Annotated in this window: 21 protein-coding genes, 1 tRNA gene, 1 other RNA gene and 1 pseudogene; 13 read left to right on the top strand and 11 right to left on the bottom strand. The window is 70.3% G+C overall.

All coding sequences use genetic code 11. The features are described 5' to 3' along the window. Positions 1–155: 155 nt before the first annotated feature. The gene (locus AB0N82_RS11465) at positions 156–1,337 is read right to left on the bottom strand and encodes a helix-turn-helix domain-containing protein (RefSeq protein ID WP_315995902.1); all 1,182 of its coding nucleotides are present in this window, start codon (positions 1,335–1,337) and stop codon (positions 156–158) included. A gap of 116 nt (positions 1,338–1,453) precedes the next feature. Continuing rightward, on the bottom strand, positions 1,454–4,180 hold the full coding sequence (gene aceE / locus AB0N82_RS11460) for a pyruvate dehydrogenase (acetyl-transferring), homodimeric type (RefSeq protein ID WP_315995675.1): 2,727 nt from the start codon (positions 4,178–4,180) through the stop codon (positions 1,454–1,456). A gap of 251 nt (positions 4,181–4,431) precedes the next feature. Between aceE and AB0N82_RS11455 the strand changes: the two genes are divergently transcribed. Continuing rightward, a complete protein-coding gene (locus tag AB0N82_RS11455) occupies positions 4,432–5,127 on the top strand; it encodes a hypothetical protein (RefSeq protein WP_363391692.1) in 696 nt (231 codons plus the stop codon). Here the strand turns inward: AB0N82_RS11455 and AB0N82_RS11450 are convergent. Next, positions 5,124–5,798 (bottom strand): CatA-like O-acetyltransferase, encoded by a 675-nt coding sequence (locus tag AB0N82_RS11450; RefSeq protein WP_363391689.1) that lies wholly within the window; start codon positions 5,796–5,798, stop codon positions 5,124–5,126. The genes AB0N82_RS11455 and AB0N82_RS11450 overlap by 4 nt on opposite strands. 48 nt (positions 5,799–5,846) lie before the next feature. Continuing rightward, positions 5,847–5,922: transfer RNA gene (locus tag AB0N82_RS11445), tRNA-Val, on the bottom strand. A 223-nt stretch (positions 5,923–6,145) separates the two neighbouring features. On the opposite strand from AB0N82_RS11445, the gene AB0N82_RS11440 reads away from it, so the two are divergent. The 5 genes and pseudogenes from AB0N82_RS11440 (at position 6,146) to AB0N82_RS11420 (ending at position 9,786) form a co-directional block, all read left to right on the top strand. Further along, positions 6,146–6,874: a C4-type zinc ribbon domain-containing protein gene (locus AB0N82_RS11440; protein WP_315995678.1), complete on the top strand. Its 729-nt coding sequence runs from the start codon at positions 6,146–6,148 to the stop codon at positions 6,872–6,874. Next, a pseudogene (locus AB0N82_RS11435) lies at positions 6,871–8,587 on the top strand (bifunctional 3'-5' exonuclease/DNA polymerase). The gene AB0N82_RS11440 and the pseudogene AB0N82_RS11435 overlap by 4 nt, the downstream one beginning before the upstream one ends. Before the next feature lie 28 nt (positions 8,588–8,615). Continuing rightward, positions 8,616–8,986: RNase P RNA component class A (gene rnpB / locus AB0N82_RS11430), an RNA gene on the top strand. Between the two features lie 119 nt (positions 8,987–9,105). Beyond that, entirely contained in the window at positions 9,106–9,420 is a 315-nt protein-coding gene (locus AB0N82_RS11425) for a hypothetical protein (protein ID WP_363391686.1), read from the top strand. A gap of 78 nt (positions 9,421–9,498) precedes the next feature. Then, on the top strand, positions 9,499–9,786 hold the full coding sequence (locus AB0N82_RS11420; RefSeq protein WP_363391683.1) for a hypothetical protein: 288 nt from the start codon (positions 9,499–9,501) through the stop codon (positions 9,784–9,786). 6 nt (positions 9,787–9,792) lie between these two features. On the opposite strand, the gene AB0N82_RS11415 is transcribed toward AB0N82_RS11420, so the two are convergent. From AB0N82_RS11415 to ppgK, 3 genes are all read right to left on the bottom strand, one after another. Next, positions 9,793–10,134: a hypothetical protein gene (locus tag AB0N82_RS11415; protein ID WP_363391680.1), complete on the bottom strand. Its 342-nt coding sequence runs from the start codon at positions 10,132–10,134 to the stop codon at positions 9,793–9,795. Between the two features lie 158 nt (positions 10,135–10,292). Next, positions 10,293–10,601, bottom strand: coding sequence for a hypothetical protein (locus AB0N82_RS11410; RefSeq protein WP_363391677.1), 309 nt, complete (start codon positions 10,599–10,601; stop codon positions 10,293–10,295). A gap of 104 nt (positions 10,602–10,705) precedes the next feature. Next, entirely contained in the window at positions 10,706–11,491 is a 786-nt protein-coding gene (gene ppgK, locus AB0N82_RS11405) for a polyphosphate--glucose phosphotransferase (protein ID WP_363391674.1), read from the bottom strand. A 97-nt stretch (positions 11,492–11,588) separates the two neighbouring features. Between ppgK and AB0N82_RS11400 the strand changes: the two genes are divergently transcribed. The 3 genes from AB0N82_RS11400 to AB0N82_RS11390 are packed head-to-tail and all read left to right on the top strand — an operon-like array spanning position 11,589 to position 16,158. Then, positions 11,589–11,771 carry an SPOR domain-containing protein gene (locus AB0N82_RS11400; protein ID WP_315995684.1) on the top strand — a complete coding sequence of 61 codons (183 nt, stop codon included), beginning with the start codon at positions 11,589–11,591 and terminating at the stop codon, positions 11,769–11,771. A gap of 45 nt (positions 11,772–11,816) precedes the next feature. Then, entirely contained in the window at positions 11,817–13,157 is a 1,341-nt protein-coding gene (glnA, locus tag AB0N82_RS11395; protein ID WP_076675636.1) for a type I glutamate--ammonia ligase, read from the top strand. A gap of 10 nt (positions 13,158–13,167) precedes the next feature. Then, positions 13,168–16,158: a bifunctional [glutamine synthetase] adenylyltransferase/[glutamine synthetase]-adenylyl-L-tyrosine phosphorylase gene (locus AB0N82_RS11390; protein WP_363391670.1), complete on the top strand. Its 2,991-nt coding sequence runs from the start codon at positions 13,168–13,170 to the stop codon at positions 16,156–16,158. Between the two features lie 147 nt (positions 16,159–16,305). On the opposite strand, the gene AB0N82_RS11385 is transcribed toward AB0N82_RS11390, so the two are convergent. Then, entirely contained in the window at positions 16,306–18,000 is a 1,695-nt protein-coding gene (locus AB0N82_RS11385) for a long-chain-fatty-acid--CoA ligase (RefSeq protein ID WP_363391667.1), read from the bottom strand. Positions 18,001–18,223: 223 nt separating this feature from the next. Between AB0N82_RS11385 and AB0N82_RS11380 the strand changes: the two genes are divergently transcribed. Then, the gene (locus tag AB0N82_RS11380; protein ID WP_315995687.1) at positions 18,224–18,547 is read left to right on the top strand and encodes a hypothetical protein; all 324 of its coding nucleotides are present in this window, start codon (positions 18,224–18,226) and stop codon (positions 18,545–18,547) included. A gap of 38 nt (positions 18,548–18,585) precedes the next feature. Continuing rightward, complete coding sequence (locus tag AB0N82_RS11375) at positions 18,586–18,900, top strand: DUF2277 domain-containing protein (RefSeq protein ID WP_363391664.1); 315 nt, start codon at positions 18,586–18,588, stop codon at positions 18,898–18,900. 98 nt (positions 18,901–18,998) lie between these two features. Here AB0N82_RS11375 and glnA (AB0N82_RS11370) read toward each other — a convergent pair whose 3' ends face one another. Beyond that, positions 18,999–20,423, bottom strand: coding sequence for a type I glutamate--ammonia ligase (glnA, locus tag AB0N82_RS11370; protein ID WP_094734498.1), 1,425 nt, complete (start codon positions 20,421–20,423; stop codon positions 18,999–19,001). Between the two features lie 133 nt (positions 20,424–20,556). Between glnA (AB0N82_RS11370) and AB0N82_RS11365 the strand changes: the two genes are divergently transcribed. Next, positions 20,557–20,985: an RDD family protein gene (locus AB0N82_RS11365; protein ID WP_315995689.1), complete on the top strand. Its 429-nt coding sequence runs from the start codon at positions 20,557–20,559 to the stop codon at positions 20,983–20,985. Between the two features lie 56 nt (positions 20,986–21,041). On the opposite strand, the gene AB0N82_RS11360 is transcribed toward AB0N82_RS11365, so the two are convergent. Further along, the gene (locus AB0N82_RS11360; RefSeq protein ID WP_315995690.1) at positions 21,042–21,752 is read right to left on the bottom strand and encodes a DUF4191 domain-containing protein; all 711 of its coding nucleotides are present in this window, start codon (positions 21,750–21,752) and stop codon (positions 21,042–21,044) included. Positions 21,753–21,870: 118 nt separating this feature from the next. Here AB0N82_RS11360 and AB0N82_RS11355 point away from each other — a divergent pair, with 118 nt between their 5' ends. Then, positions 21,871–22,896, top strand: a complete 1,026-nt coding sequence (locus AB0N82_RS11355; RefSeq protein WP_363391660.1) for a hypothetical protein — start codon at positions 21,871–21,873, stop codon at positions 22,894–22,896. A 17-nt stretch (positions 22,897–22,913) separates the two neighbouring features. Here the strand turns inward: AB0N82_RS11355 and sucB are convergent, their stop codons facing one another. After that, positions 22,914–24,680, bottom strand: a complete 1,767-nt coding sequence (gene sucB, locus AB0N82_RS11350) for a 2-oxoglutarate dehydrogenase, E2 component, dihydrolipoamide succinyltransferase (protein WP_363391657.1) — start codon at positions 24,678–24,680, stop codon at positions 22,914–22,916. Between the last annotated feature and the right edge of the window lie 6 nt (positions 24,681–24,686).

Raw genomic sequence — 24,686 nt, 5'->3', positions numbered from 1 at the left:
TTATGGAGATATCGGCACAGATATGCGGCGTGTCTTTGTGCGCGCCGTGCATCAGCACGGCCGCCACCCCTCCGTCGAGTGTCCACGACACGCCGCACGCCGGTGCGCGGAACGGCGTGTCGGGGACACTCGGCGAGAGGAAGCCGAGGGGCGCGTCAACGGGACGCGAGCGGTCGCCGACTGGCGAGACCGCGCCGGCGGGTGGCATCCGTGCCGATCGAGCCCAGGATCAGCGCCGTCTGCAGGATCAGCGCCTCGCGGGGGCCCGTGGCATCCCAGCCGATCACCTCGGAGACGCGCTTCAGGCGATAGCGCACCGTGTTGGGGTGCACGTAGAGTTCGCGGGCTGTCGCCTCGAGCGACCGGCCGTTGTCGAGGTAGCTCCACAGGGTCGCGACGAGATCGGCGCTGTGCGCCTGCAGGGGGCGGTAGACGCGGTCGACGAGGGTCTGCTTGGCCACCGCGTCTCCCGCGAGGGCTCGCTCCGGGAGCAGGTCGTCGGCCTCGACCGGACGCGGGGCGTGGCGCCATGCCCGGGCGACGGCGAAACCCGCCAGCGCGGCGCGGGCACTCTGGCCTGCGTCGACCAGAGCCGGAACGGCCGGGCCCAGCACGAGGTGCCCCGACCCGAAGCCGGGCTCGAGGCGCTTCGCGATCTCGGGGAAGGGCAGTTCAGCGGTGTCCTCTCCGCTCGAGCGTGCGGGCAGATCCGCACGGCCGACCACCAGCACGAGCCTCGACCCCTGCACGCCGATGAGCACATCCACGCCGAGCTTGCGCGCCGTGCGCCGCACCTGATCGACGTCGAGCTGCGGGGGAGTGGTGCCCACGAGCACCGCGACCTCGCCATGACCGTGCCACCCGAGGGCGGCGATGCGGCTGGGGAGTTCGTCGTCGGCCTCGCCCGTGAGGATCGAGTCCACCACGAGCGCCTCGAGACGCGCGTCCCACAGGCCCCGGGCCTCGGCCGCCCGGGCATAGACGTCGGCGGCGGCGAAGGCGACCTCGCGCGAATACGACAGCATCGCCTCGCGCACCTTCTCGCTCCGCCCGGCGACGCGTTCCTCCATGACCTCGACGGTCACGCGTACCAGCTGCAGCGTCTGCGTCAGGCTCACACTGCGCAGCAGTTCGCGCGGGGCCGCGGCGAAGATGTCGGCCGCGATCGCGGGGGTGGATGCCGGTTCCTCGAACCACTGCAGGAACGAGGTGATGCCGGCCTGCGCGACCAGCCCCACCGCCGATCGCCGCGCGGGGGGCATCTCGGCGTACCACGGGAGCGTCTCTTCGAGGCGCTGGATCGTCGCGGTGGCGAGATCGCCGGAGATGCGCCGCAGCCATGTGAGGGTCTCGGCCTTCTCGACCGCGGCGTCCCCCGCCGAAGACCGGTCGGACCCGGCCCCGCCCGCGGTGCGGGGGGAACCGGGTCCGACGGTGGAGTCCGTCACCGGACTCAGGCCTCGCCGCCCGCGTTGCCGCTGGTGCCGGCGTTGACGTCGTGCAGGCGGTACTTCTCGATCGCCTGACCGACGACGGCGCGGTCGACCTTGCCCTCTTCGGCCAGGGCCTGGAGGGCGCGCACGGCGAGCGAGGGGCCGTCGATCTTGAAGAAGCGACGGGCCGCGGCACGCGTGTCGGAGAAGCCGAAGCCGTCGGCGCCGAGCGTCCAGTAATTCTGCGGAACCCACTGGCGGATCTGGTCCTGCACCGCGTGCATCCAGTCGCTGACGGCCACGACGGGACCCTCGGCCTCCTTCAGCTTGTCGGTGAGGTAGGCCACGCGGGGCTCCTCATCGGGGTGCAGGAAGTTGTGCTCGTCCGCGGCGAGACCGTCGCGACGCAGCTCCGACCACGAGGTCACCGACCACACATCGGCTTTCACACCCCAGTCGTCCTTCAGCAGACGCTGCGCCTCGAGGGCCCACGGCACACCGACGCCCGACGCGAGCAGCTGGGTGCGGGGACCGTCGCCCTCACCGGTGGAGATGTGGTGGATGCCGCGGACGATGCCGTCCACGTCGACGCCCTCGGGCTCGGCGGGCTGCACGTACGGCTCGTTGTAGACCGTCATGTAGTACATGACGTTCGGGTCGGAGTGCTCGCCGCCGTACATGCGCTCGATACCGCTGCGCACGATGTGGGCGATCTCGTAGCCGTAGGCCGGGTCGTACGACACGGTGGCGGGGTTGGTCGAGGCCAGCAGCTGCGAGTGACCGTCGGCGTGCTGCAGACCCTCGCCCGTCAGCGTGGTGCGGCCGGCGGTGGCGCCGATGATGAAGCCGCGCGCCATCTGGTCGCCCGCGGCCCACTGGGCGTCGCCCGTGCGCTGGAAGCCGAACATCGAGTAGAAGACGTAGACCGGGATGAGCGGCTCGCCGTGGGTCGCGTACGCCGTGCCGGCCGCGGTGAACGCCGCGAGGGCGCCCGCCTCGTTGATGCCGACGTGGATGATCTGGCCCTCGGGGCTCTCCTTGTACGCCAGCAGCAGCTCGCGGTCGACGGAGGTGTAGTGCTGGCCCTTGGGGTTGTAGATCTTCGCCGTCGGGAAGTACGCGTCCATACCGAACGTGCGCGCCTCGTCGGGGATGATCGGCACGATGCGGTGGCCGAAGCCCTTGACGCGAAGCAGGTCCTTCAGCAGACGCACGAACGCCATCGTGGTCGCCACGTCCTGGGTGCCGGAGCCCTTCTTGGGCAGCGCGTACGCGGCATCCCCGGGCAGTTCCAGACCCACGTGGGTCGTGCGACGCTCGGGCAGGAAGCCGCCGAGCGAGCGACGACGCTCCAGCATGTACTGGATCGTCTCGTCCTTCTCACCGGGGTTGTAGTACGGCGGCTGGTAGGGGTTCTCTTCCAGCTGCGCGTCGGTGACGGGGATGTCCATCGCGTCGCGGAACGACTTGAGGTCGTCCAGCGTCAGCTTCTTCATCTGGTGCGTGGCGTTGCGGCCCTCGAAGTGGGGACCGAGGCCGTAGCCCTTGATGGTCTTGGCGAGGATGACGGTGGGCTGTCCCTTGTGCTCGGCCGCCGCCTTGAACGCCGCGTAGACCTTGCGGTAGTCGTGGCCGCCGCGCTTGAGGCCCCAGACCTGCTCGTCGGTGTAGTCCTTGACGAGTTCGAGCGCACGGGGGTCGCGACCGAAGAAGTTCTCGCGGACGTACGCGCCGTTCTCGGCCTTGTAGGTCTGGTAGTCGCCGTCGGGCGTGGTGTTCATGAGGTTGAGCAGGGCGCCCTCGGTGTCGCGGGCGAGCAGGTCGTCCCACTCGCGACCCCAGACGACCTTGATGACGTTCCAGCCGGCGCCGCGGAAGAAGCTCTCGAGCTCCTGGATGATCTTGCCGTTGCCGCGGACGGGGCCGTCGAGGCGCTGCAGGTTGCAGTTGATGATGAAATTGAGGTTGTCGAGGCCCTCGTTCGCCGCGACCTGCAGCTGGCCGCGGCTCTCGACCTCGTCCATCTCGCCGTCGCCGAGGTAGGCCCACACCTGCGAGCCGCCGACGTCCTTGATGCCGCGGTTGGCGAGGTACTTGTTCGACATCGCCTGGTAGATGGCGTTGATCGGACCGAGACCCATCGACACCGTCGGGAACTGCCAGAACTCCGGCATGAGACGGGGGTGGGGGTAGGAGGGGATGCCGTTCGGCGCCGCCGACTTCTCCTGACGGAAGCCGTCGAGCTGCGCCTCCGTCAGGCGACCCTCGAGGAAGGCGCGCGCGTAGGCGCCGGGCGAGGCGTGGCCCTGGATGAAGATCTGGTCGCCACCGGACGGGTCGTCGAGGCCGCGGAAGAAGTGGTTGAAGCCCACTTCGTACAGGGCCGCCGACGACGCGTAGGTCGAGATGTGGCCGCCGACGCCGATGCCGGGACGCTGCGCGCGGTGCACGGTGACCGCCGCGTTCCAGCGAATCCACTTGCGGTAACGACGCTCGAGCTCTTCGTCGCCCGGGAACTCGGGCTCGTTCTTCTGAGCGATCGTGTTGATGTAATCGGTGGTCGGAACCATCGGCACGTTGAGGTGCAGTTCCTTCGAGCCCTTGAGCAGGCTCAGCATGATCTCGCGAGCGCGAGCCGGACCCTTCGCCTGGACCAGCTGTCGCAGGGATTCCTGCCACTCCCCGGTCTCTTCCGGGTCGCTGTCCTGCGGCCCCTGCGAATACGGATCCTGGTCGTGAACAGTCACGGAAGACCTTTCGTCGTCTGGCAGGTCATGCCAGAGAATCGCCATACGAGTGCGGCAACCCTTGTTCGCTCCGCACAATCAACCAGCGTCCAGCCTAGCGAGTCGGCGCGCCATCGGGTGCGCGGGGAGCCCGCGGTCCTGCTCCGACCGTCGCGACCCTTCGACGTCGAGGAGTCCCGTCCCGGCTGTGGAGGAGCGATGAAGGACGCCCGAGCCCGGGCCCGAGGGCGGGACGGGTCTAGCCTGAGCGCGTGAGCCCGCAGGATCCCTCCGCGTTCCGCACGCGGCCCGAGCACCGCTGGCCGGTGCTGATCGCCCTCGCCGTGGGGGCGGGACTGTACGCCTTCCTGCCCACGGAGGCCGCCGGCATCCTGAGGTACGTCGTCGTGGGCGCCGGCGTGCTGTGCGCCGTCCCCATGGTGGTGACGAATCCATCGCGACTCACGCGCGAGTCGCGATGGGGGCGCGGCTTCGCGCTGGCGTTCACCGCCGTGCTGCTGCTCGCGAACCAGGTGGCGCTGGTGCTGCTCGTCCACCAGCTGTTGCAAGGACAGGGCGACGGGGCCGGAACGCTGCTCGGCGCCGCACAGGTGTGGGCGATCAACGTGATCGGCTACGCCGTCGTCTACTGGGAGATGGACCGGGGCGGGCCGATCGCCCGCCGTCGGGACCCCCGAGACGAGCTCCCGGCCGCCGATTTCCAGTTCCCGCAGGACAGCGACCGCGACGCCGTCAGCGAAGTGCGGCGACGCTCGTCCGACGTGGATGACTGGGCGCCCGGGTACGTCGACTACCTGTACTTCTCGGCATCCAACGCCATGGCCTTCAGCCCCACCGACGTCATGCCGCTGTCGAGTCGGGCGAAGCTGTTCATGATGGTGCAGGCGGTGTCGGGGTTCATCCTGCTGGCGCTGGTGATCGCGCGGAGCGTGAACATCCTGAACTAGCGCTCGGCGGCCGCGGGGGCCGTCAGCCACGAACCGTCGGCCAGAAGCTCGCGCAGTTCGTTCACGAAGCGGGCGGCGTGGAAGCCGTCGGCCGCGGCGTGGTGGATCTGCAGGGCGACGGGCAGCAGCACGCGGCCGTCGCGGTCGACGTACCGGCCGAGCGTGACGATCGGCGCGAGATGCGCCCAGCCCTTCTGGATGTGCAGCGTGAAGCCGGTGAAGTCCGTCCACGGCAGGCTCGAGACGTCGAAGGTGTTGCGCGGCGGTTCGCCCTGCGGGAAGAACTCCTCGGATGCCGCGTGCTCGGCGATCGTGCGCACGGCGGCATCGTGGAACGCGGCGAAGTCCGGGTCGAAGGGAACCCAGAGGCACGAGAAGGTCTCGCTCTCGGCGTGGAAGACCGTGAAGGCCGGGTGCACGCGATCCCACACGGCCGGCGCGCCCGTCTCGTCGAGGCTGAGGCGGAACTCGGGATGCCGATCGACGATCGCCGAGAGGGCCCAGATCTGCGCGACGTACGTGCGACGCTCCGACGCCCGCACGGCCGCGACGAAGTCGGTGACGTCGACCTCGACGGTCAGCGCGTACGTGCACGGCGACGCGTGCAGGTAGTGGTCGAAGTGCTGCCGACGCGGCCACGAGTCGAGGTCGATGGGGGTGCGGTGCTCCATCGCTCCATGATGCGCGACGTGAGCGGACGGTGTACGGCACCGCGGAGGTGGTGGGCCCTGCCGGGATCGAACCGACGACATCCACGGTGTAAACGTGGCGCTCTACCAGCTGAGCTAAAGGCCCGGGATGCCCCGAGTCTAGCCGCGGGCCCCCGCCGCGTGCGCACCCGCCGCTTCGATCGCCGGCCGACGCGCGCGAGATGACACGTCCGGCGCGAGGTCGCACCGAAGTGCGCGGCCCTACGCAGTGATCTCGCGCCGAAGGTGTGATCTCGGCACCGGGCGCGCGCGGGCCGCGCTGTCGGCGCGTACCGCCGATGTCCGACCCCCGGGGTAGCGTTGCATGCGTGAATGCCGATCCCGCCGACCAGCGCAAACTGCTCGATCTCGCCGACCTCGACGCCCGCATCCGTCGTGATGAGCGCGTCGCGGCGAACCCGCCGCAGGCCGAGCGCGTGCGCGAGCTCATCGCCCAGCGGGCGACGCTCGCGCAAGAGCTCGGTACCCGGGCCAACGTGCGCGACGACATCACCGCCGAACTGAAGCGCCTCGAATCCGACGTCGCCGTCGTCGACGCCCGCATCGCACGCGACACCGAGCGTCTCGCCGCCTCGTCCAACCCCAAGCAGGCGCAGGGCTTCGAGAACGAGCTCGTGTCGTTGAAGCGCCGCAAGGGCGACCTCGAAGACATGGAGATCGCGCTCATGGAGCGCCTCGAGGCCGCCGACGCCGCGGTCGCCGAGCAAGAGGCACTGATCGCCGACACCAACGCGCAGGGCGCGCAGCTCAGCGCCGAGGCCAAGACCACCGTGTCCGACGCGACGACGCGCCTCGACGGTGCGCGCCGCGATCGTGACGCCGTGGCCGCGTCCGTCCCCGCCGACCTGCTGGGGCTCTACGAGCGTCTCGCCTCCCGCGGCAACGGTGCGGGTCTGCTGCGCGCCGGCGCCTGCGAGGCCTGCCGCATGGTTCTCCCGCCGAGCGACCTGGCCACGGTTCGCCGGGCACAGACCGACGAGGTCGTGTTCTGCCCCGAGTGCGGCGCGATCCTCGTCCGCACCGAAGAATCGCGATGACCCCTGCCGGCGCCCGTGCCGTCTGACACGGTCGTCGTCGGGCGCACCGGCCCCGGCCGCTTCGCCCTCCAGTCGCTCGACGTCGACGCAGCCCCCACCGACGTCCCCGCCCACCGGCTCGCCGAAGCCGTTTCCGATCGTGAAGCGCGCGGAGACGTCCGGTGGGTGTGGGCCGATACGGCGAGCACGTATCCCGCTCTGCTGTCGGCGGGGGTGCGTCTGGCCCGCGCCTGGGATCTGCGACTGGTGCACGGCATCCTGCGCGACGCCGAAGGCGTGGTCGACGATCACGGGCTCCGTTCCCACCCGGAGTGGGATGCCGGCAGCGCCGCGCCCGCGGCGGGCGACACGCTCTTCGACCTCGGCGATCCCTCGACCGTCCTGCCCGACTCGCTCGACGACGCTGTCGCCGAGTTTCGACGGCAGCTCGCCGCCATCGACTCGGCGGCGGCCCCCGGCGCTCTGCGCCTGCTGTGCGTCGCCGAATCGGCCGGCGGATTGATCGCCGCCGAACTCCACGCGGCCGGTGTGCCGTGGAGCCGGCGCGCGCACGAGGAGATGCTCGAACGCGAGCTCGGCTCGCGTCGCGGCGGAGGTCTGCCGGAGCGCATCGAGCGCACCGCGGCGATCGTCCGGGCCGCTCTCGAGGATCCGACGGCCTCCCTGGACTCGCAGCCTCGCCTGCTGCGCTCCCTGCACCGGGCGGGGCTCCAGGTGACCTCCACGAGCCGGTGGGAGCTCGCCGAGCACGACCACCCCGTCGTCGACCCTCTGATCGCCTACAAGAAGCTCATGCGCCTGTACACGGCCAACGGATGGGCGTGGATGCAGGAGTGGGTGCACGACGACCGTTTCCGCCCCGTGTACGTTCCCGCCGGAGTCGTCACGGGCCGATGGGCGTCGTCGGGCGGCGGAGCGCTGCAGATCCCGCGCTCGCTCCGCACCGCCGTCCGCGCCGATCCGGGCTGGACCCTCGTGACCGCCGACGTGGCCCAGCTCGAACCGCGGGTGCTCGCGGCGATGGCGCGTGACACGGCGCTGGCGGAGGCGGCATCCGGTCGCGACCTCTACGCCGGCATCGTCGAACGCGGGGCCGTCGCCAGCCGCGCCGAGGCGAAGCTCGCCATGCTGGGCGCGATGTACGGCGCCACCACCGGGGAGAGCGGGCGCCTGCTCCCGCGTCTGCGCCGCACCTTCCCGCGGGCGATGCAGCTCGTCGACGACGCCGCGCGCACGGGTGAGAACGGGGGAGTGGTCCGCACGTGGCTCGGGCGCACCTCACCCGCCGCGGGAGAGGCGTGGCAGCACCTGCAGTCGCGCGCGAGCGACGCCGCGGCATCCGGAGTCGACGAGAGCCGCGCGCGTCGATCCGCTCGCGACCGGGGCCGCTTCACCCGCAACTTCATCGTGCAGGGCACGGCCGCCGAGTGGGCCCTCGCGTGGCTCGCCGACCTGCGCGCGCGTCTCGCCGTCCTCCCCGCGGCGGATGCCGCCCACGCGGCGCCCGCCTCGGGTCCGGTGTTCGCGCGGGTGCCCCACCTGGCGTTCTTCCTGCACGACGAGATCGTCGTGCACACCCCGCTCGAACACGCCGACGCCGTCGCGGATGCGGTGCGGGAGTCCGCGGCATCCGCGGGCCGTCTGCTGTTCGGGACGTTCCCCATCGACTTCCCCCTCGACCTGCGGATCGGCGAGACGGCCGAGAAGGGCTGAGCGGCCCGCGTAGACTCGACCCTGCGAATGGGTCGGCTGGACGGTCGCGTCACGGGTTCGCCCGTGCCGAGGAACGTCCGGGCTCCACAGGGCAGGACGGTGGGTAACGCCCACCCGGAGCAATCCGCGAGACAGTGCCACAGAGAGCAGACCGCCGCGGTCCGTCAGGACCGGGGTAAGGGTGAAAGGGTGGTGTAAGAGACCACCGGGGTCGTGGTGACACGACCCGCGAGGTAAACCTCGTCCGGAGCAAGGCCAGACAGGGGATGACGACGCGGCTCGCCGAGTCCCCGGGTAGGCCGCTGGAGCGGCACGGCAACGTGTCGCCGAGAGAGATGACCGTCCACGGGGTCCCCCGGGACCCCCGGACAGAACCCGGCGTACAGGCCGGCCCATTCGCATCCCGGTCCCGATCGAGTCGAAGCCGCGCTCTCGGACTCCGGATGCCACCACCCGCGACGGACGAAACCAGTAGTCGCACGAGGGATCTGTCCGCCTCCACGCTCCGAAGAGGAGTCGTGACCCAGCGCGATGCCCGCGATTTCCTGATCAACCTCATCGACCGTGCGGATGCGACCGGCCGACCGTTCTGGGACGCATCGCCGGAGGAACGCGCGCTCGTCCGCGCGCGCTTCGGAACACCGACTGCAGCGCTGCAGACAACGGCGACCGCCGACGGCGACACGCGGACGATCGGCGCTGCCGACCTCTTCCTCGGCACCGCGATCCTCGTCGAGATCGCGGCCGAGCTGCTGCAGGGTCCGAGCACCGGGCGCACGCGGGAGGAGGCGGTGGACGTTCTCCGGAGCCGCGTGCATCTGCTCCTCGGGTGAGGCACCGCGCATCCTCACCCGGTCGAGTGTCGGACATATGTTCTAGACTCGATCACGGCCGGGGAAGGGGTCCGGTGCATGGGGTCGATGAGAGTCAGCGACGAGATGGTCGCGCGGGTGCTGGCATCCATTGCCCCCTGCACGCTGCAGCCCGAGACCTGGGGCGTCCGTCCGATCGAGTGGTACGCGCAGAAGCGCCCGGTGTGGGCGTGGGTCACCTGGCCCAACCGGGCTTCGACGCGGGAGGCGGCCTGGGCGACCGGGGGCAACGACCGCGTCGTCATGCTCGAGGTGCCCTGCGAGGGCGGCCACTGGGCGCCCGTGGTGTGGCGCAACGCCGTCAGCGTCCGCGACGCGGCTCCGTGAGCGGACTCAACAGAGCGATGTGCGGGCGGCCCGCACGACGGCACCGATCTCTTCGCCGTCCGTGAGCAGCCGACCTCCGACGGTGATGACGATCGGCTCGCCCGGGTTCAGGTCCGTGTGATCCACGCAGTACTGCCAGGCCCCGGCGAGGACGTCCTCATCTCTCGACATCGCCACCACTCCTCCGTGCGGGGCGGCCGCGCGCACCGCGTCGAGGAAACCATCGGGATCGGCCGCGCGCGTGGCCAGGTGATACCGAGGGGCGGCCACCGTTTCCGTGTACTCGACGCCGGCGGAGACGACGGCCGCGACGACGACCAGGGCGACTAGAAGCCGCCGCCGACTCACCCGCACAGCGACACAGACGCGGCCTCGATGATGGCGAGGGCATCGTCGCCGCCGCGGGGCAGGGCCGACCCGGCGAGATTCAGCGCCATGACGGCCGGGACGAGGGAACGCTTCACGCGTGCCACCCTACCGAGCCTGTGAGCCGGCTGAGTGCCGTCTCAGTCGGAGGGGCAGAGGATGCTCCGTGCTGCGCTCGCGATCACGACAGCGTCATCGGCTTCGACGCGCATGCCGCCGACGACCTCCGGAAGCGGCGGCCTGTCATCGGCCTCCGCGGCGAGGAAGCAGAAATCCTCCCCGGCCTCCGCGAGCGCGTCATCCGAGGACGCTCGCAACGCACTCGATTCCGACAAGGCCGCGCGGACGGCGTCCACGAAGTCGCCCGGCGCCTCGTCGACCTCAGGGCTCGGCCGCTCCGTCTCCTCGACGAGAGGGGCTGCGTCGCTCCACCACCCGTGCTCGGTCACGATCGACCCCGTCTCCGACGGAGCGGCGTCAGCGGTGGACGCGCAGCCCGTCAGAGTCGCGACCCCGAGTCCGACGAGCGTCAGGATGCCACCCGCCCGGCGCCTCACTTGACGGCGGGCAGCGCCTCGGGAACCGGCACGGCGAGGGAGGCGGCACCGATGATGCCGGCGTTGTTGCGGTGCTTCGCCGGGACGATCGGCGCCCGCAGCTTCAGCAGCGGCAGGAAGTTCTCGGAGTGCTTCGACACGCCGCCGCCGACGACGATGAGGTCGGGGCTGAAGAGGAACTCGACGTAGTCGTAGTACCACTGCAGGCGCTTGGCCCACTTGTCCCACGACAGTTCCTCGCGCTCCATCGCGGAGTAGGCGGCGAAGTGCTCGGCATCCTTCTTGTGCCCGGCGCGCTGGAGGTGACCGAGCTCGCTGTTGGGGACGAGGACGCCGTCGTAGATCATGGCCGACCCGATGCCGGTGCCGAGCGTGGTGAGGATGACGAGACCGTCGACACCCTTCGCCGCGCCGTACCGCACCTCGGCGATGCCCGCCACGTCGGCGTCGTTGGCGAAGTGGATGTCGCGCGAGAGCCCGTGCTCGAAGAACTTCTCGGCCTCGAATCCGATCCACGACTTCGACACGTTCGCCGCCGACAGCGTGCGCCCGCCTTTCACGATCGCCGGGAACGCCACGCCGAGGGGCAGGTCGGCAGGAGCTTCGAGCGTTTCGAGGACCTGTCTCACCGCCGCCAGCACGTCGGCGGGCTCCGCGCCTTCGGGGGTGGCGACCTTCACCCGGTCGCTGACGAGCTCGCCGGCCTCCAGGTCGACGATCCCCGCCTTGATGCCGGTTCCGCCGATGTCCACTCCGACCGCACGAGACGCATTCGTTGCCATGCCCCTCAGCCTATCCAGCCGCGGGGTCGGCATCAGTAGGATCGGGGGAGCACCGGCGGGACCGCGCCGATCCGCGAGACCCACGTGAGGAGCCATCGTGAGCGACGACAACGAGAAGTACTGGTACAACCTCGAGACCGGCCAGGTCGAGAAGGGGTACGAGTCGCCCGCGATCGACCGCGCCGGTCCCTTCGACACCGCCGAAGAAGCGGCGAACGCGCCGCAGCTGCTCAAGCAGCGCGCCAAGCAGTGGGCCGACGAAGAGGCCGAGAACGACTGAGGCTCGGATCCGACGGACCGACCGCCCCCGAAACGAAGGATGACGATGGACAAGCAGCGTGATTTCGTCCTGCGCACGATCGAGGAGCGCGGCGTCAAGTTCGTGCGCCTGTGGTTCACCGACGTGGTCGGCACGCTCAAGTCGGTGGCGATCGCGCCCGCCGAGGTCGAGGGCGCCTTCACCGAGGGCCTGGGCTTCGACGGATCGGCGATCGAGGGCCTCACCCGCTCCTACGAGTCCGACCTGCTCGCCCACCCCGACCCCACGACGTTCCAGATCCTGCCGTGGCGCGGTGAGATCGACCCGACGGCGCGCATGTTCTGCGACATCACCACGCCCGACGGTCAGCCGGCGGTCGCCGACCCCCGCCACGTGCTCAAGCGCACCCTCGCCAAGGCGGCCGACGCGGGCTTCACGTTCTACACGCACCCCGAGATCGAGTTCTACCTGCTGAAGTCGTCGCAGCTCGGCGCCGACGGACGCCCCCAGCCGGTCGACTCGGCCGGCTACTTCGACAATGTCCCGGGCGGCACGGCCCACGACTTCCGTCGACGCTCGGTGCGCATGCTCGAAGACCTCGGCATCTCGGTCGAGTTCAGCCACCACGAGGGCGGCCCGGGTCAGAACGAGATCGACCTGCGGTACGCCGACGCGCTGACCACCGCCGACAACATCATGACGTTCCGCACGGTGGTGAAGGAGGTCGCGATCGAACAGGGCGTCTACGCCACCTTCATGCCGAAGCCCATCAGCGGGCAGCCCGGCAGCGGCATGCACACGCACCTGTCGCTCTTCGAGGGCGACATGAATGCGTTCTACGAAGAGGGCGCGCAGTACCAGCTGTCCAAGGTCGGCCGTCACTTCATCGCGGGTCTGCTGCGCCACGCGAACGAGATCTCGGCGGTCACCAACCAGTTCGTCAACTCGTACAAGCGCCTGTGGGGCGGCGACGAGGCCCCCAGCTTCATCTGCTGGGGCCACAACAACCGCTCGGCGCTCGTGCGCGTGCCGCTGTACAAGCCGAACAAGGGCCAGTCGACGCGCGTCGAGTACCGCGCCCTCGACTCCGCGGCGAACCCCTACCTGTCGTACGCGCTCATGCTCGCGGCCGGCCTCAAGGGCATCGAGGAAGAGTACGAACTCCCCGCCGAAGCCGAGGACAACGTGTGGTCGCTCAGCGACACCGAGCGCCGTGCCCTCGGCTACGCACCGCTCCCGTCGAGTCTCGACCACGCCCTCGAATACCTCGAGGAGTCCGAGCTCGTCGCCGAGACGCTGGGCGAGACCGTTTTCAAGTACGTCCTGCTCAACAAGCGCCGCGAGTGGAACCAGTACCGCGCGCAGGTGACGCCGTTCGAGCTCGCGAGCAACCTCGAAGCGCTCTGACGGACCGCCGATGACCTCGGGCGATCGCACCACCGCGCTCACCGCCCTCGCCCGCACCGGCTTCTCGCAGCTCACCGAAGCAGACACCCTGCTCGGCGAGCTCGAGGAGTCGGTGGGCGTTGACCGGGCGGACGCCATGCGGCTCGCGCAGCGCGTGGCCGATCCCGACCGCGCGCTGCGGGCGATCCTCCAGGTGGCGCGGCGCGACGTCGCCGCGGTCCGCGCCGCGGCCGCCGACGCCGGCGCCTGGCGTGCCCTGTGGGACATCGTCGGGGCGTCCGACGGCTTCGCCGAGTTCTACCTTCGGCATCCCGATGAGCTCGTGCACCTCTCGGGCGCCGGCCTCACCCTGCCCGACGAGCCCACGATGCGCACCGAACTGCTGGCATCCGTGGGGGACGACGAGGGTTTCGCGGCGGACGCGACGGATGCCGCCTGGGTCGCCCTGCGCGTCAGGTATCGGCGGCTGCTCGCCCGCATCGCCGCCTACGACCTGGGTCAGGACGACCCGGCGGGGGCGATCGACGTCGTCTCGTCGTCACTCGCCGACCTCGCGGGTGCAGCGCTCGAAGCCTCGCTGAGCGTCGCACGCTCGCGGGTCTCGGGAGCCGGACCCGGCGCTTTCCCCCGCGCGCAGGTCGAGGCGACCCGGTTCGCCATCATCGCCATGGGCAAGACCGGCGCGCGCGAGCTCAACTACGTCAGCGACGTCGACGTCATCTTCGTGGGAGGCTCGGCGGACGAGGAGGTCGTGAGCGAGGCGCGTGCGATCGACATCGGCACACGACTCGCGGTGCAGACGATGCGAGGCATCGCCGGGCCCGAGATCGAACCGCCGCTCTGGGAGGTCGACCCCAACCTGCGCCCGGAAGGCAAGCAGGGCGCGCTGGTGCGCAGTCTCGCCTCGCACCAGCAGTACTACGCGCGCTGGGCGAAGAGCTGGGAGTTCCAGGCGCTGCTCAAGGCGCGCGCGATCGCGGGTGACGCCTCGCTCGGCGCGGAGTACGTCGCCGCGGTGCAGCCTCTGGTGTGGCACAGTGCGGCGCGCGAGAACTTCGTCGAGGGCGTGCAGCGCATGCGCGAGCGCGTGACCGACCACATCCCCGCCGCGGAGGTGAACCGGCAGCTGAAGCTCGGCCCCGGCGGCATCCGCGATGTGGAGTTCACCGTGCAGCTGCTGCAGCTCGTGCACGGCCTCACCGACGAACGCATCCGGCAGCGCGGGACGCTCGAGGCGCTCGAGGCCCTGGTGGCCGAGGGCTACATCGGCCGGAGCGAAGCCGAGGCCTTTGGTCGCGACTACCGGCTCCTTCGTCTGCTCGAGCACCGTCTGCAGTTGCGCGGGCTCCGTCGCACGGCGCTGCTGCCCGAGAAGGACGACGATCTGCGGGTGCTCGCGCGCGCGTCGCGGCTGGCCGAGTCGGCATCCGGGGTGCAGGCGGTGTGGGAGGGCATCAAGCGCGAGGTGCGCGACATCCACGTGCGCCTGTTCTACCGCCCGCTGCTCTCCGCCGTCGCGGCGCTGCCCGAGGGCGAGCGCACGCTGTCGACCGAACAGGCGCGCGATCGCTTGGCGGCCATCGGATTCCGCGACCCCGCCGGAGCACTCCGGCACATCGCCGCGCTCACGAGCGGCCTGAGCCGGAAGGCGACCATCCAGCGGCACCTCATGCCGATCATGATCCGGTGGTTCGCCGACGGCGTCGACCCCGACTACGGCCTGCTGGTCTTCCGTCGCATCAGCGAGCGGCTGGGCAACACGCCGTGGTTCCTGCGGATGCTCCGCGATTCCGCCGGCGCCGCCGAGAGCCTCACACGCGTGCTCTCGGGTTCGCGATACATCGGCGAATTGATGGAGTGGATCCCGGAGTCGGTGGCGTGGCTCGACGACGACGCTCTCCTGCGCCCGCGCTCGGGCAAAGCCCTCGAAGACGAGGCGCGCGCCATCCAGACCCGCTGGCAGAACATCGACGATGCGATGCGCTCGGTGCGCGCGCTGCGCCGTCGGGAGATGCTGCGTGTGGCGATGGCCGCGGTCCTGGGCACCGTTTCGCTCGAGGAGCTCTCCGACGCCCTCACCACGATCACCGAGGTGACGATCCAGGCGACCCTGCGTGCGGTGCGTCGCGTCGTGGTGCCGCCCGAGGACGACGACCTCGACTTCGCCGTCATCGCCATGGGGCGCTTCGGCGGACGCGAGCTCGGTTTCGGGTCGGATGCCGACGTGATGTACGTCTACCGCGCGAACGGCGTCGATCCGCAACGAGCGAGTCAGCTGGCGCTGAAGATCGTCGCGGGGCTGCGCGAGCAGTCGGAGGACCACCGTCTCCCGCTCGACCTCGACGCGGAGCTGCGCCCGGAGGGACGCAGCGGCCCGCTGGCCCGCTCGATCGAGGCCTACACGGAGTACTACCGTCGGTGGTCGCTGTCGTGGGAGGCGCAAGCGCTGCTGCGGGCGCGCGGCGTCGCCGGCAGCGTCAAGCTGATCGCGGCGTTCATGGAGCTCGCCGACGAGGTGCGGTACCCGGTCTCAGCCGATCAGAACGGTCTGCGCGAGATCCGCCGCATCAAGGCGCGCGTCGAGAACGAACGCCTCCCGCAGGGCGCCGACCCCGCGCGGCACCTCAAGCTCGGTCCGGGCTCGCTGAGCGACGTCGAGTGGCTCGTGCAGTTGTTGCAGCTGCAGCATGCGCGTGCCGTGCCCGACATGCGCACGACGTCGACGCTCGGAGCCCTCGAGGCGGCGACCGTCGCCGGACTGGTCGAGCGCGACGCGAGCGACAAGCTCGCCGCCGCCTGGCACCTGGCATCCCGCCTGCGATCCGCCAACACCCTGCTGTCGGGTCAGACCAGTGACATCCTCCCGGTGGACCGTGGCCGCCTCGACGGCATCGGACGCATCCTCGAGTACGCGCCCCGCTCCGCGACGCAGGTCGAGGAGGATTACCTCGGCGCGACGCGACGGGCCCGGCGGGTCTTCGACAAGCTCTTCTACGGCTGATCACCCGTCGGCGGCAGCGGCGGGGCGGCCGGCCCGACCGGGCATCCCTTCACCTGAACGCTCGAGGCATCGAGCGCCCCGCCCCCGGCGCAGCAGCGATGGATGCCGTTCCGGCCGGGCGGTCGGCATCCGTTGCTGCCGTCGTGCTCAGGACATGAGACGCTCGCGCACCTCGCGCCGCTGGACCTTGCCGATGAGCGAACGCGGGAGGTCGTCGACGATGACGACGCGCCGCGGCACCTTGTACGCCGCGAGCCTCTGCTTGCAGAAGTCGCGGATCGCGTCGGGTTCGACCTGGACGCCCTCGCGCAGCACGATCGCCGCGGCGACGTCTTCGCCCCCGCTCGACTTCGGCAGCGCGACCACGGCCGCCCCGGCGATGTCGGGGTGGGAGGTGAGAACGTCTTCGACCTCGCTCGGCGAGACGTTGAAGCCACCGGTGATGATGATCTCCTTCAAGCGGTCGACGATGGTGACGAACCCGTCGGGGGATACCGACGCGATGTCTCCGGTTCGCAGCCACCCGCCGTCGAGGAGGGTGGCCGCGGTGTCGGACGGCCGGTTCCAATAGCCCTGGAACACCTGCGGACCGCGGAGGAGGAGCTCGCCGGGCTCGCCGAGGGGAAGATCGACGGTCGGGTCGTCGGGATCGACCACCCGGATCTCCGTGCTCGGGAACGGCACGCCCACCGTGCCGGGGCGTCGGGAGGGGCCGATCGGGTTGCCGAGCGCGACCGGCGACGACTCGGTCATCCCGTAGCCCTCGACGAGCAGCCCGCCGGTGGCAGCCTCCCAGCGGTCGACCGTGGCCACGGGCAGACTCATGGCGCCCGAGATCGCGAAGCGCACGCTCTTCAGATCGATCGTGCCGCGTGCCGCCGCGCGGGCGAGCTGGTCGTAGATGGGCGGCACGGCCGGGAGGAAGGTCGGAGGGCTCTTCTTCGCGGCGGACGCGACGAGGTCGAGGTCGTACTTCGGGAACAGCACGAGCTTCGCGCCGATGCTCATCGCGAACGTCAGGCACAGGGTCAGGCCGTAGGCGTGGAAGAGCGGGAGGACCCCGTAGAAGGTCTCCTCGCCGTCGTGCAGCCCGGGCACCCAGGCGCGGCCTTGCATCGCGTTGGCGCGCAGGTTCGCGTGCGTGAGCACCGCACCCTTCGGACTCCCGGTGGTGCCGCTGGTGTACTGCAGGAGCGCGATGTCGTCGAGCGCGGGACCGCCGTGCCGGCGCGAGAGCGAGCCGTGGGTCAGGAGCTTCTTCCACGCGACCGGCCGCTTCGACGTGGGCGCGGATGTGAGCTGGGCGCGGGCCGCCCGCGCCTTCGCCACCGGCAGACGCAGCGCGAGCCTCTTGCCGAGGGGGAGCGCCTCGGTGATGTCGACGCTCACCACGTGCTCGAGCGCCAGGTCGGAGGGGAACTCCGCGACGGTGTCGGCCAGCTTGTCCCACACGATTGCGAAGCGCGCGCCGTGGTCTTCGAATTGGTGCCGCAGCTCGCGGGGCGTGTAGAGCGGGTTGTGCTCGATGACGATGGCCCCGAGCCGCAGAGCGGCGTAGAAGGCGACGACGTGCTGCGGCGAGTTCGGCAGCACGAGGGCCACTCGGTCGCCCGCTCGCACGCCGAGCCGGCGCAGTCCCTCAGCCGCACGGGCGACCTGCTGACCGAGCTCCGCGTAGGAGGTCGATGCGCCGAAGAACTCGAGCGCCGTCTTCTTCCCGTAGCGGGCCACCGAGGCGGACAGCATCTCGGGAAGCGTCTGCGAGGGCTCGTCTATCTCCAAGGGAACGCCCTCGGCATACGAGGTCGACCACGGACGCGAGGCGTAAGGGGAGTCCGGCATCCCTCCATCCTGGCGTGCCCCCGTGACATCGCGGCGGAAGGGCACCTGTGCGGATGCCGGGAAGCGGATGCCGGCAAGCCGACGCCTCGGGGACGGGCCTGTGCCGGAGACCGCCGCAGGCGTGCTTCGATGGAGCGATGCCGCCGCCTCCGTGCCTCACCCGCCCCGACCGGACCCTGTACGTCCCCGACGAGTGGATGCGACGGGCCGCGGGGGAGTCGTCGTGACACCGTTTCGGAAGCGCTGGACCGACAGCCTCGACGCGAGCCTGCTGCGCCTCGGGCGCGGGCGGGCGCTGCTCCTGGTCGCCACGGCTCTCGTGATGGGTGCGATCATCGCCGCGTTCGCCCTCTCCACTCTCGCGCAGATCGCCGCCGGTGACCTGCAGTGGACCGACGCCGTGGGATCCGGCCGACGCCGCATGCCCGCGGTGCTCGTGGTCGGCATCGGCGGCCCCGTGGCCGTGCTGTTCGTCGTCTACGGCGTCGGCCTGGCGGGGCGTCTCGTTCGCCGGTGGCCCGACATCCCCGCTCGCCGCACGCGGTGACCTCGCGCGTCGCGCGCGAGGGGCCTAGCGTGTCGGGCATGTGCCGAAACATCGTTCCCCTGCACAACTTCACGCCCCCGGCGACGGATGCCGAGTGCCACGACGCCGCGCTGCAGTTCGTCCGCAGGATCGTGGGCACGACGACGCCGTCGCGGGCCAATCAGGACGTCTTCGATCGCGCGGTCGCCGAGATCACGGCATCCGTCCGGCATCTCCTCGACGACCTCGTGACGAGCGCACCACCGAAGGTGCGCGAGGTCGAGGCTGCCAAGCGGCAGGCCCGCTCCGCCGAGCGATACGAGGCGATCCGGGTGTTCCAGGAGCAGAAACGCGCGGCGCGAACCACCGGCTGACGTGCCGGGCCACCGCATCCATCTCGTCCCCGGGGAGGGATGACGACGCCCGCCCCCGCGAAACGGCGGGGACGGTCGTCGTCGTGAGGATCGGGCGATCAGACCCCGAAGTACAGCTCGTACTCGAAGGGGTGCGGACGCTGGGCGATCGGCTGGATCTCGTTCTCGATCTTGTACTCGATCCAGGTGTCGATGAGCTCCTGCGTGAACACGCCACCGGCGAGCAGGAACTCGTGGTCGGCGCGCAGGGCCTCGAGCGAGTCGAGCAGCGAGTTGGGAACCTGCGGGATGTTCTTGGCCTCTTCGGCGGGGAGCTCGTAGAGGTCCTTGTCGACGGGCTCGTGCGGCTCGATGCGGTTCTTGATGCCGTCGATGCCGGCCATCAGCTGAGCCGCGAACGCGAGGTACGGGTTGCCCGAGGCGTCGGGCGCACGGAACTCGATGCGCTTGGCCTTGGGGTTCGTGCCCGTGATCGGGATGCGGATGGCGGCGGAGCGGTTGCCGGCCGAGTACACCAGGTTGACCGGCGCCTCGAAGCCCTTCACCAGGCGGTGGTAGCTGTTGAGGGTCGGGTTGGTGAAGGCGAGCACGGCGGGCGCGTGCGCCAGCAGACCGCCGATGTACCAGCGGGCGATGTCGGAGAGTCCGCCGTAGCCGGTCTCGTCGTAGAAGAGCGGCTTGCCGTCGTTCCACAGCGACTGGTGGGTGTGCATACCCGAGCCGTTGTCACCGAAGAGCGGCTTGGGCATGAAGGTCGCGACCTTGCCCCACTGCTCGCAGGTGTTCTTGACGATGTACTTGAACTTCAGGATGTCGTCGGCCGCGTGCAGCATCGTGTCGAAGCGGTAGTTGATCTCCTGCTGACCACCGGTGCCGACCTCGTGGTGCGAGCGCTCGAGCGCGAAGCCCGCCTCGATCAGCTTGAGGGTGATGTCGTCGCGGAGGTCCGCCGTCTTGTCGACGGGGGAGACGGGGAAGTAGCCGCCCTTGTAGGGGGTCTTGTTGGCGAGGTTCCCGCCCTCTTCCTCGCGGCCGGTGTTCCAGGCGCCTTCCTCGGAGTCGACCGAGTAGAAGCTCGAGTTCTGCTTCACTTCGTAACGCACGTCGTCGAAGATGTAGAACTCGGCCTCGGGGGCGAAGAACGCGGTGTCGGCGATGCCGGTGGAGGCGAGGTACTTCTCGGCCTTCTTGGCGACCTGGCGCGGGTCCTTGCCGTAGATCTCACCGTTGCGCGGGTTGTAGATGTCGAAGACCATGACGAGGGTCTTCGCCTCGCGGAACTGGTCGACGTACGCGGTCGTCACGTCGGGGATCAGCTGCATGTCCGACTCGTGGATGTTCGCGAACCCGCGGATCGACGAGCCATCGAACAGCTGTCCGACGGTGAAGAACTCCTCGTCGACGGTCGAGGCGGGGATGTTGAAGTGCTGCTGCACACCAGGAAGGTCCGTGAAACGGATATCGAGGAACTTGACGTCCTCGTCCTGGATGAACTTCAGCACCTCGGACGAATCTTTGAACATGAAGACTCCAGAGGTAGAACATTCGGGATCATGCCGGCCTCGGCCAGCCTCCTCGACCCTACCCAGAACCGGTGTCCCGGTCATATCTCGCATGTTTCCGGGATGTTACGACGGCCCGATTACGCTGGATGCCGTGAGCGTCCCCGCCGAGAACGAATACCCGGGCCAGCGGCTCGGCCTTCCCCGCGAGGGTCGCGGCTCCATCGCCCGTCCGGGACGCCGCATCGCGGCCCTCCTGATCGACGTCGCGAGCGCCGGATTGATCGGCTTCGCATTCTTCTCCACCCCCGACCCGGTGACGGGCGTGCCGTTCGCCAACCCCATCGCGACGAACCTCATCTTCTTCGCGGTGCAGATCCTCTTCATCCCGCTCATCGGCGGAAGTCCCGGGCACCGGCTGATGGGCATGCGCCTCGAATTGGCATCCGGGGGCTGGGTGGGGCTCTGGCGCCCCATCGTGCGGACGCTCCTGCTCGCCGTCATCATCCCCGCGGTCGTGTGGGACGCCGATCAGCGCGGTCTGCACGACAAGGCGGTCGGGACGGTCCTGGTCCGCAGCTGACGTAACCCCGCGCCGACGAGGAAGGCCCCCGCTGAGCGGGGGCCTTCCTCGTGTGATCAGCGCGGGCGCGGAGCGCGCATCTTCGTCGGGTCGACGCCCTTCGGGATGGGCAGCGACGACAGGCCCTGCGAGACCGACGAGACGCGCTTGATGACGGCGGCCATCGTGGCGCGATCGACCTTCTTGGGCAGCGCCTTGATGGTCGAGGCGAGCTTGGCGATCGGCACCTCGTCGTCGCCGTGACCGACGTAGAGGACAGTGACCGGCACGCCCGCCGCGACGCGGAGTACACGGGAGCGCTCCTCGCCGACCAGACGGGTGAGGCGGCTGCGGTTGCCCTCGCCGATCAGCACGACGCCTCCGCGACCGATCGCGCGGTACAGCGCCTCCTGGGTGCGCGGGTTCACGCCGACCGGGGCCTCGGAGGCCTGCCAGTTGCGGCCGAGCGACGACGAGAGCACGTGGCCGGTGGCGCCGGGCATGCCGTCGATCTTCTTGTACATCGCCGTGGTCGACAGCCGCGTCATCGTGATCATCCCGGCCAGGATGCCGGCGAGAAGACCCGTGACACCCCACAGAATGATGCTCCACACCGCCAGCGGCGGGATGAGGAAGCCGACGAGCACACCGAGGGCGATGCCGACCAGGACGATGCCCGCGAGCAGGAAGGGCAGCCAGCGGTACTCCTTCTGCGTGAAGGTGTAGAGCGTTTTGAGCTGCGAGAAGAAGCCCGGACGCTTCTCGGGCGTGGTGGTGCGAGCGGCCATGAAGACGATTCTATCTTCGCCGCGAACGGTTCCTCCCCAGGGGCGCCGTCGCAGCGGTCATCCCCATCCGGCCCCGGCCGTCCCGCGCGCACCTCCCTCGCCGGCGCACGATCGGGGAATGAGCACCTCCCTCTCATCGACCCCCGTCGAGCCGTTCATCGTCTACCTGCGTCGCCGGGGCGCCAGCGCGACCGCGTTGACCCCCGGCGAGGTCGTCACCGCCGCCGTCGGTCTCCTGCGCGGATGCCGGAGCGCGGCCGTCCGAGGCGGGGGAGCCGCGTGGTGGTTGACGGCGGAGGGGCGACCCGTCGTCGTCGAAGATCACGGCGCTCCGGACGTCGTCGCGTCGACCGCCGACGGCCTTCGACGGCTCGCCGTGCTCGTCCCCGATCCGACGACGCGCGGCCTGATCGACCGAGCGGGAGAGGTGGTGGCGACCCGCCCGCCGCGGGAGTGGGATGCCGTCGAGAGGCGGCTCTTCGCACACGCCGACCCGGCACCGCTCGTGCTGGGACCCCTGGCACCGGTGATCATCGAGGAACGGGCGGAAGATCGCGACGACGCGCTGACGGGCGGTCCGCTCGGACTCCTCGACGACGACTTGTTCCGCACGATACGGAACGGCACGGCGGGCCTCCGCGAGCGATGGGCATCGTCGCCTCGTTTCCGCGCGGCCGTCATCGGGGTGGGCGTCCTCGCGGTCGCCGCCGTCGTGTCATCCGTCTTCCTCCCCGAGGTGCGAGAACCCGCGCCGGTGGCATCCTCGACGCCCCACGTGTCCCGTATCGCGCCGCCGACCATGTCGATCACTCCCCGACCCTCGGCCACGTCGCCCTGGCCGGCGGACGGTCGCGTTCCGCTCTCCGACGACATCGTCGAGGTCGCACGACGCGTCTTCGGCGAGATCTCCCGGTGCGGAGACGATCCCGAGTGCCGCAGCGCATTCGACGAGGGGTCGACGTTCACACGGGAGCCGCTGCTTCCCGATGCCGAGCACGCCGATATCGCGCTCCTCGAGGACTTCGGGGGTGTCGCCGTCGTCCGCGTCGCGGATGCGGACAGGGCGCAGTACGTCACGCTCGTCCGGCACGACGACAAATGGCTGGTCCGCGCCGTCGAAACGGTCGCGGACCAGCCATCATGAGCCGGCGGTCGGCGGTGTCAGATGCCGAGGTCGCCCTCGAACTGCGCCGCCTCGAGGCGGGCCTTGACGGCACCGAGGAAGCGGGCCGCGTCGGCACCGTCGATGATGCGGTGATCGTACGACAGGGCCAGGTAGACGTAGGAGCGCACCGAGATGGCATCCTTACCGTCGACCGACACGACGCCCGGCTTCTTCACCACGGCACCGAGTCCGAGGATCGCGGACTGGGGCAGGAACACGATCGGCGTGTCGAAGAGCGCGCCGCGCGAACCGGTGTTGGTCAGCGTGAACGTGCCCCCCGCGAGCTCGTCCGGCTTCAGCTTGTTGTCACGCGTGCGAGCGGCCAGGTCGGCGATCTCGCGCGCCAGCTGAGCGATGTTCTTCTCGCCCGCGTCCTTGACGACGGGGGTGAGGAGGCCACGCTCGGTGTCGACCGCGATCGCGACGTTCTCCTGGGCCGGGTAGACGATCTCGTCGCCCTCGACCGTGGAGTTGATGATCGGGTACGTCTTGAGGGCTTCGATGGCGGCGATCGCGAAGAAGGGGAGGAACGACAGCTTGTCGCCCGTCTTCTGCTGGAACTCGCCCTTGAAGCGGTCCCGCAGCGCCGCGACCTTGGTCACGTCGACCTCGACCACGGTGGTCAGCTGAGCGGTCGCCTGCATCGACGCGACGGCACGCTCGGCGATGACCTTGCGCAGACGCGACATCTTCTGCGTCGTTCCGCGCAGCGGCGAGACCTCGACCGGGGCGGAGGGCGCTGCGGCCGGGGCTGCCTGCGCGGCGGGGGCTGCGGAGGCGGACTTCGCGGCTTCGGCCGCCTTGAGCACGTCTTCCTTGCGGATGCGACCGCCGACGCCGCTGCCCTTGACCGTCGTCAGGTCGACGCCCTGCTGCTGCGCCAGGCGACGCACCAGGGGGGTGACGTAGGTGACGTCGTCGTTCGACGAAGCGGCGGGTGCCGGAGCGGCGGGTGCCGGAGCGGCGGGTGCCGGAGCGGCGGGCTTCTCCGCGGCGGGCTGCTCTGCGGGCTTCTCCTCCGCGGCGGGCGCGGGCTGCTCGGCCGGCTTCTCCTCCGCAGCGGGCGCGGGCTGCTCGGCCGGCTTCTCCTCGGCGGCGGGAGCGGCGGGGGCCTCCTCCTGCGCGGGGGCGGCCGCACCGCTGCCGATGCGGGCGAGGGCGGCTCCGACGTTGACCGTCTCGTCCTCCTGGACGAGGATCTCCTGCAGCGTGCCGGCGACCGGCGAGGGGATCTCGGTGTCGACCTTGTCGGTGGAGATCTCGAGCAGCGGCTCGTCGACCGCGACGTCGTCGCCGACGGCCTTCAGCCAGCGCGTGACGGTTCCCTCGGTCACGCTCTCGCCGAGCTCGGGAAGGACGACCTCGGTGGAGTCGCCGGAGGCAGCGGGAGCCGACGCGGCCGGAGCGGGCTGCTCGGCGGGGGCCGACTCGGCCGGAGCGGCGGGAGCGGACTGCTGCTCGGCGGGAGCGGACTCCTGCTCGGCAGGGGCGGCCTGAGGGGCGTCGTCGCTGGACGAGGCGCCGGAGCCATCACCGATCTTGGCGAGGACGGCACCGACCTCGACGGTCTCGTCCTCCTGGACGAGGATCTCTTCGATCACGCCCGCGACGGGGGAGGGGATCTCGGTGTCGACCTTGTCGGTCGAGATCTCCAACAGCCCCTCGTCCTCCTGGACGGTGTCACCGACCTGCTTCAGCCAGCGGGTGACCGTTCCCTCGGTGACGCTCTCGCCGAGAGCGGGGAGGACGACGGATGTGCTCATGGATAT

The sequence above is a fragment of the Microbacterium sp. NPDC089186 genome (assembly GCF_040685115.1).
Classification (GTDB): domain Bacteria; phylum Actinomycetota; class Actinomycetes; order Actinomycetales; family Microbacteriaceae; genus Microbacterium; species Microbacterium galbum.
This window is presented reverse-complemented; position numbering and strand designations above follow the sequence as displayed.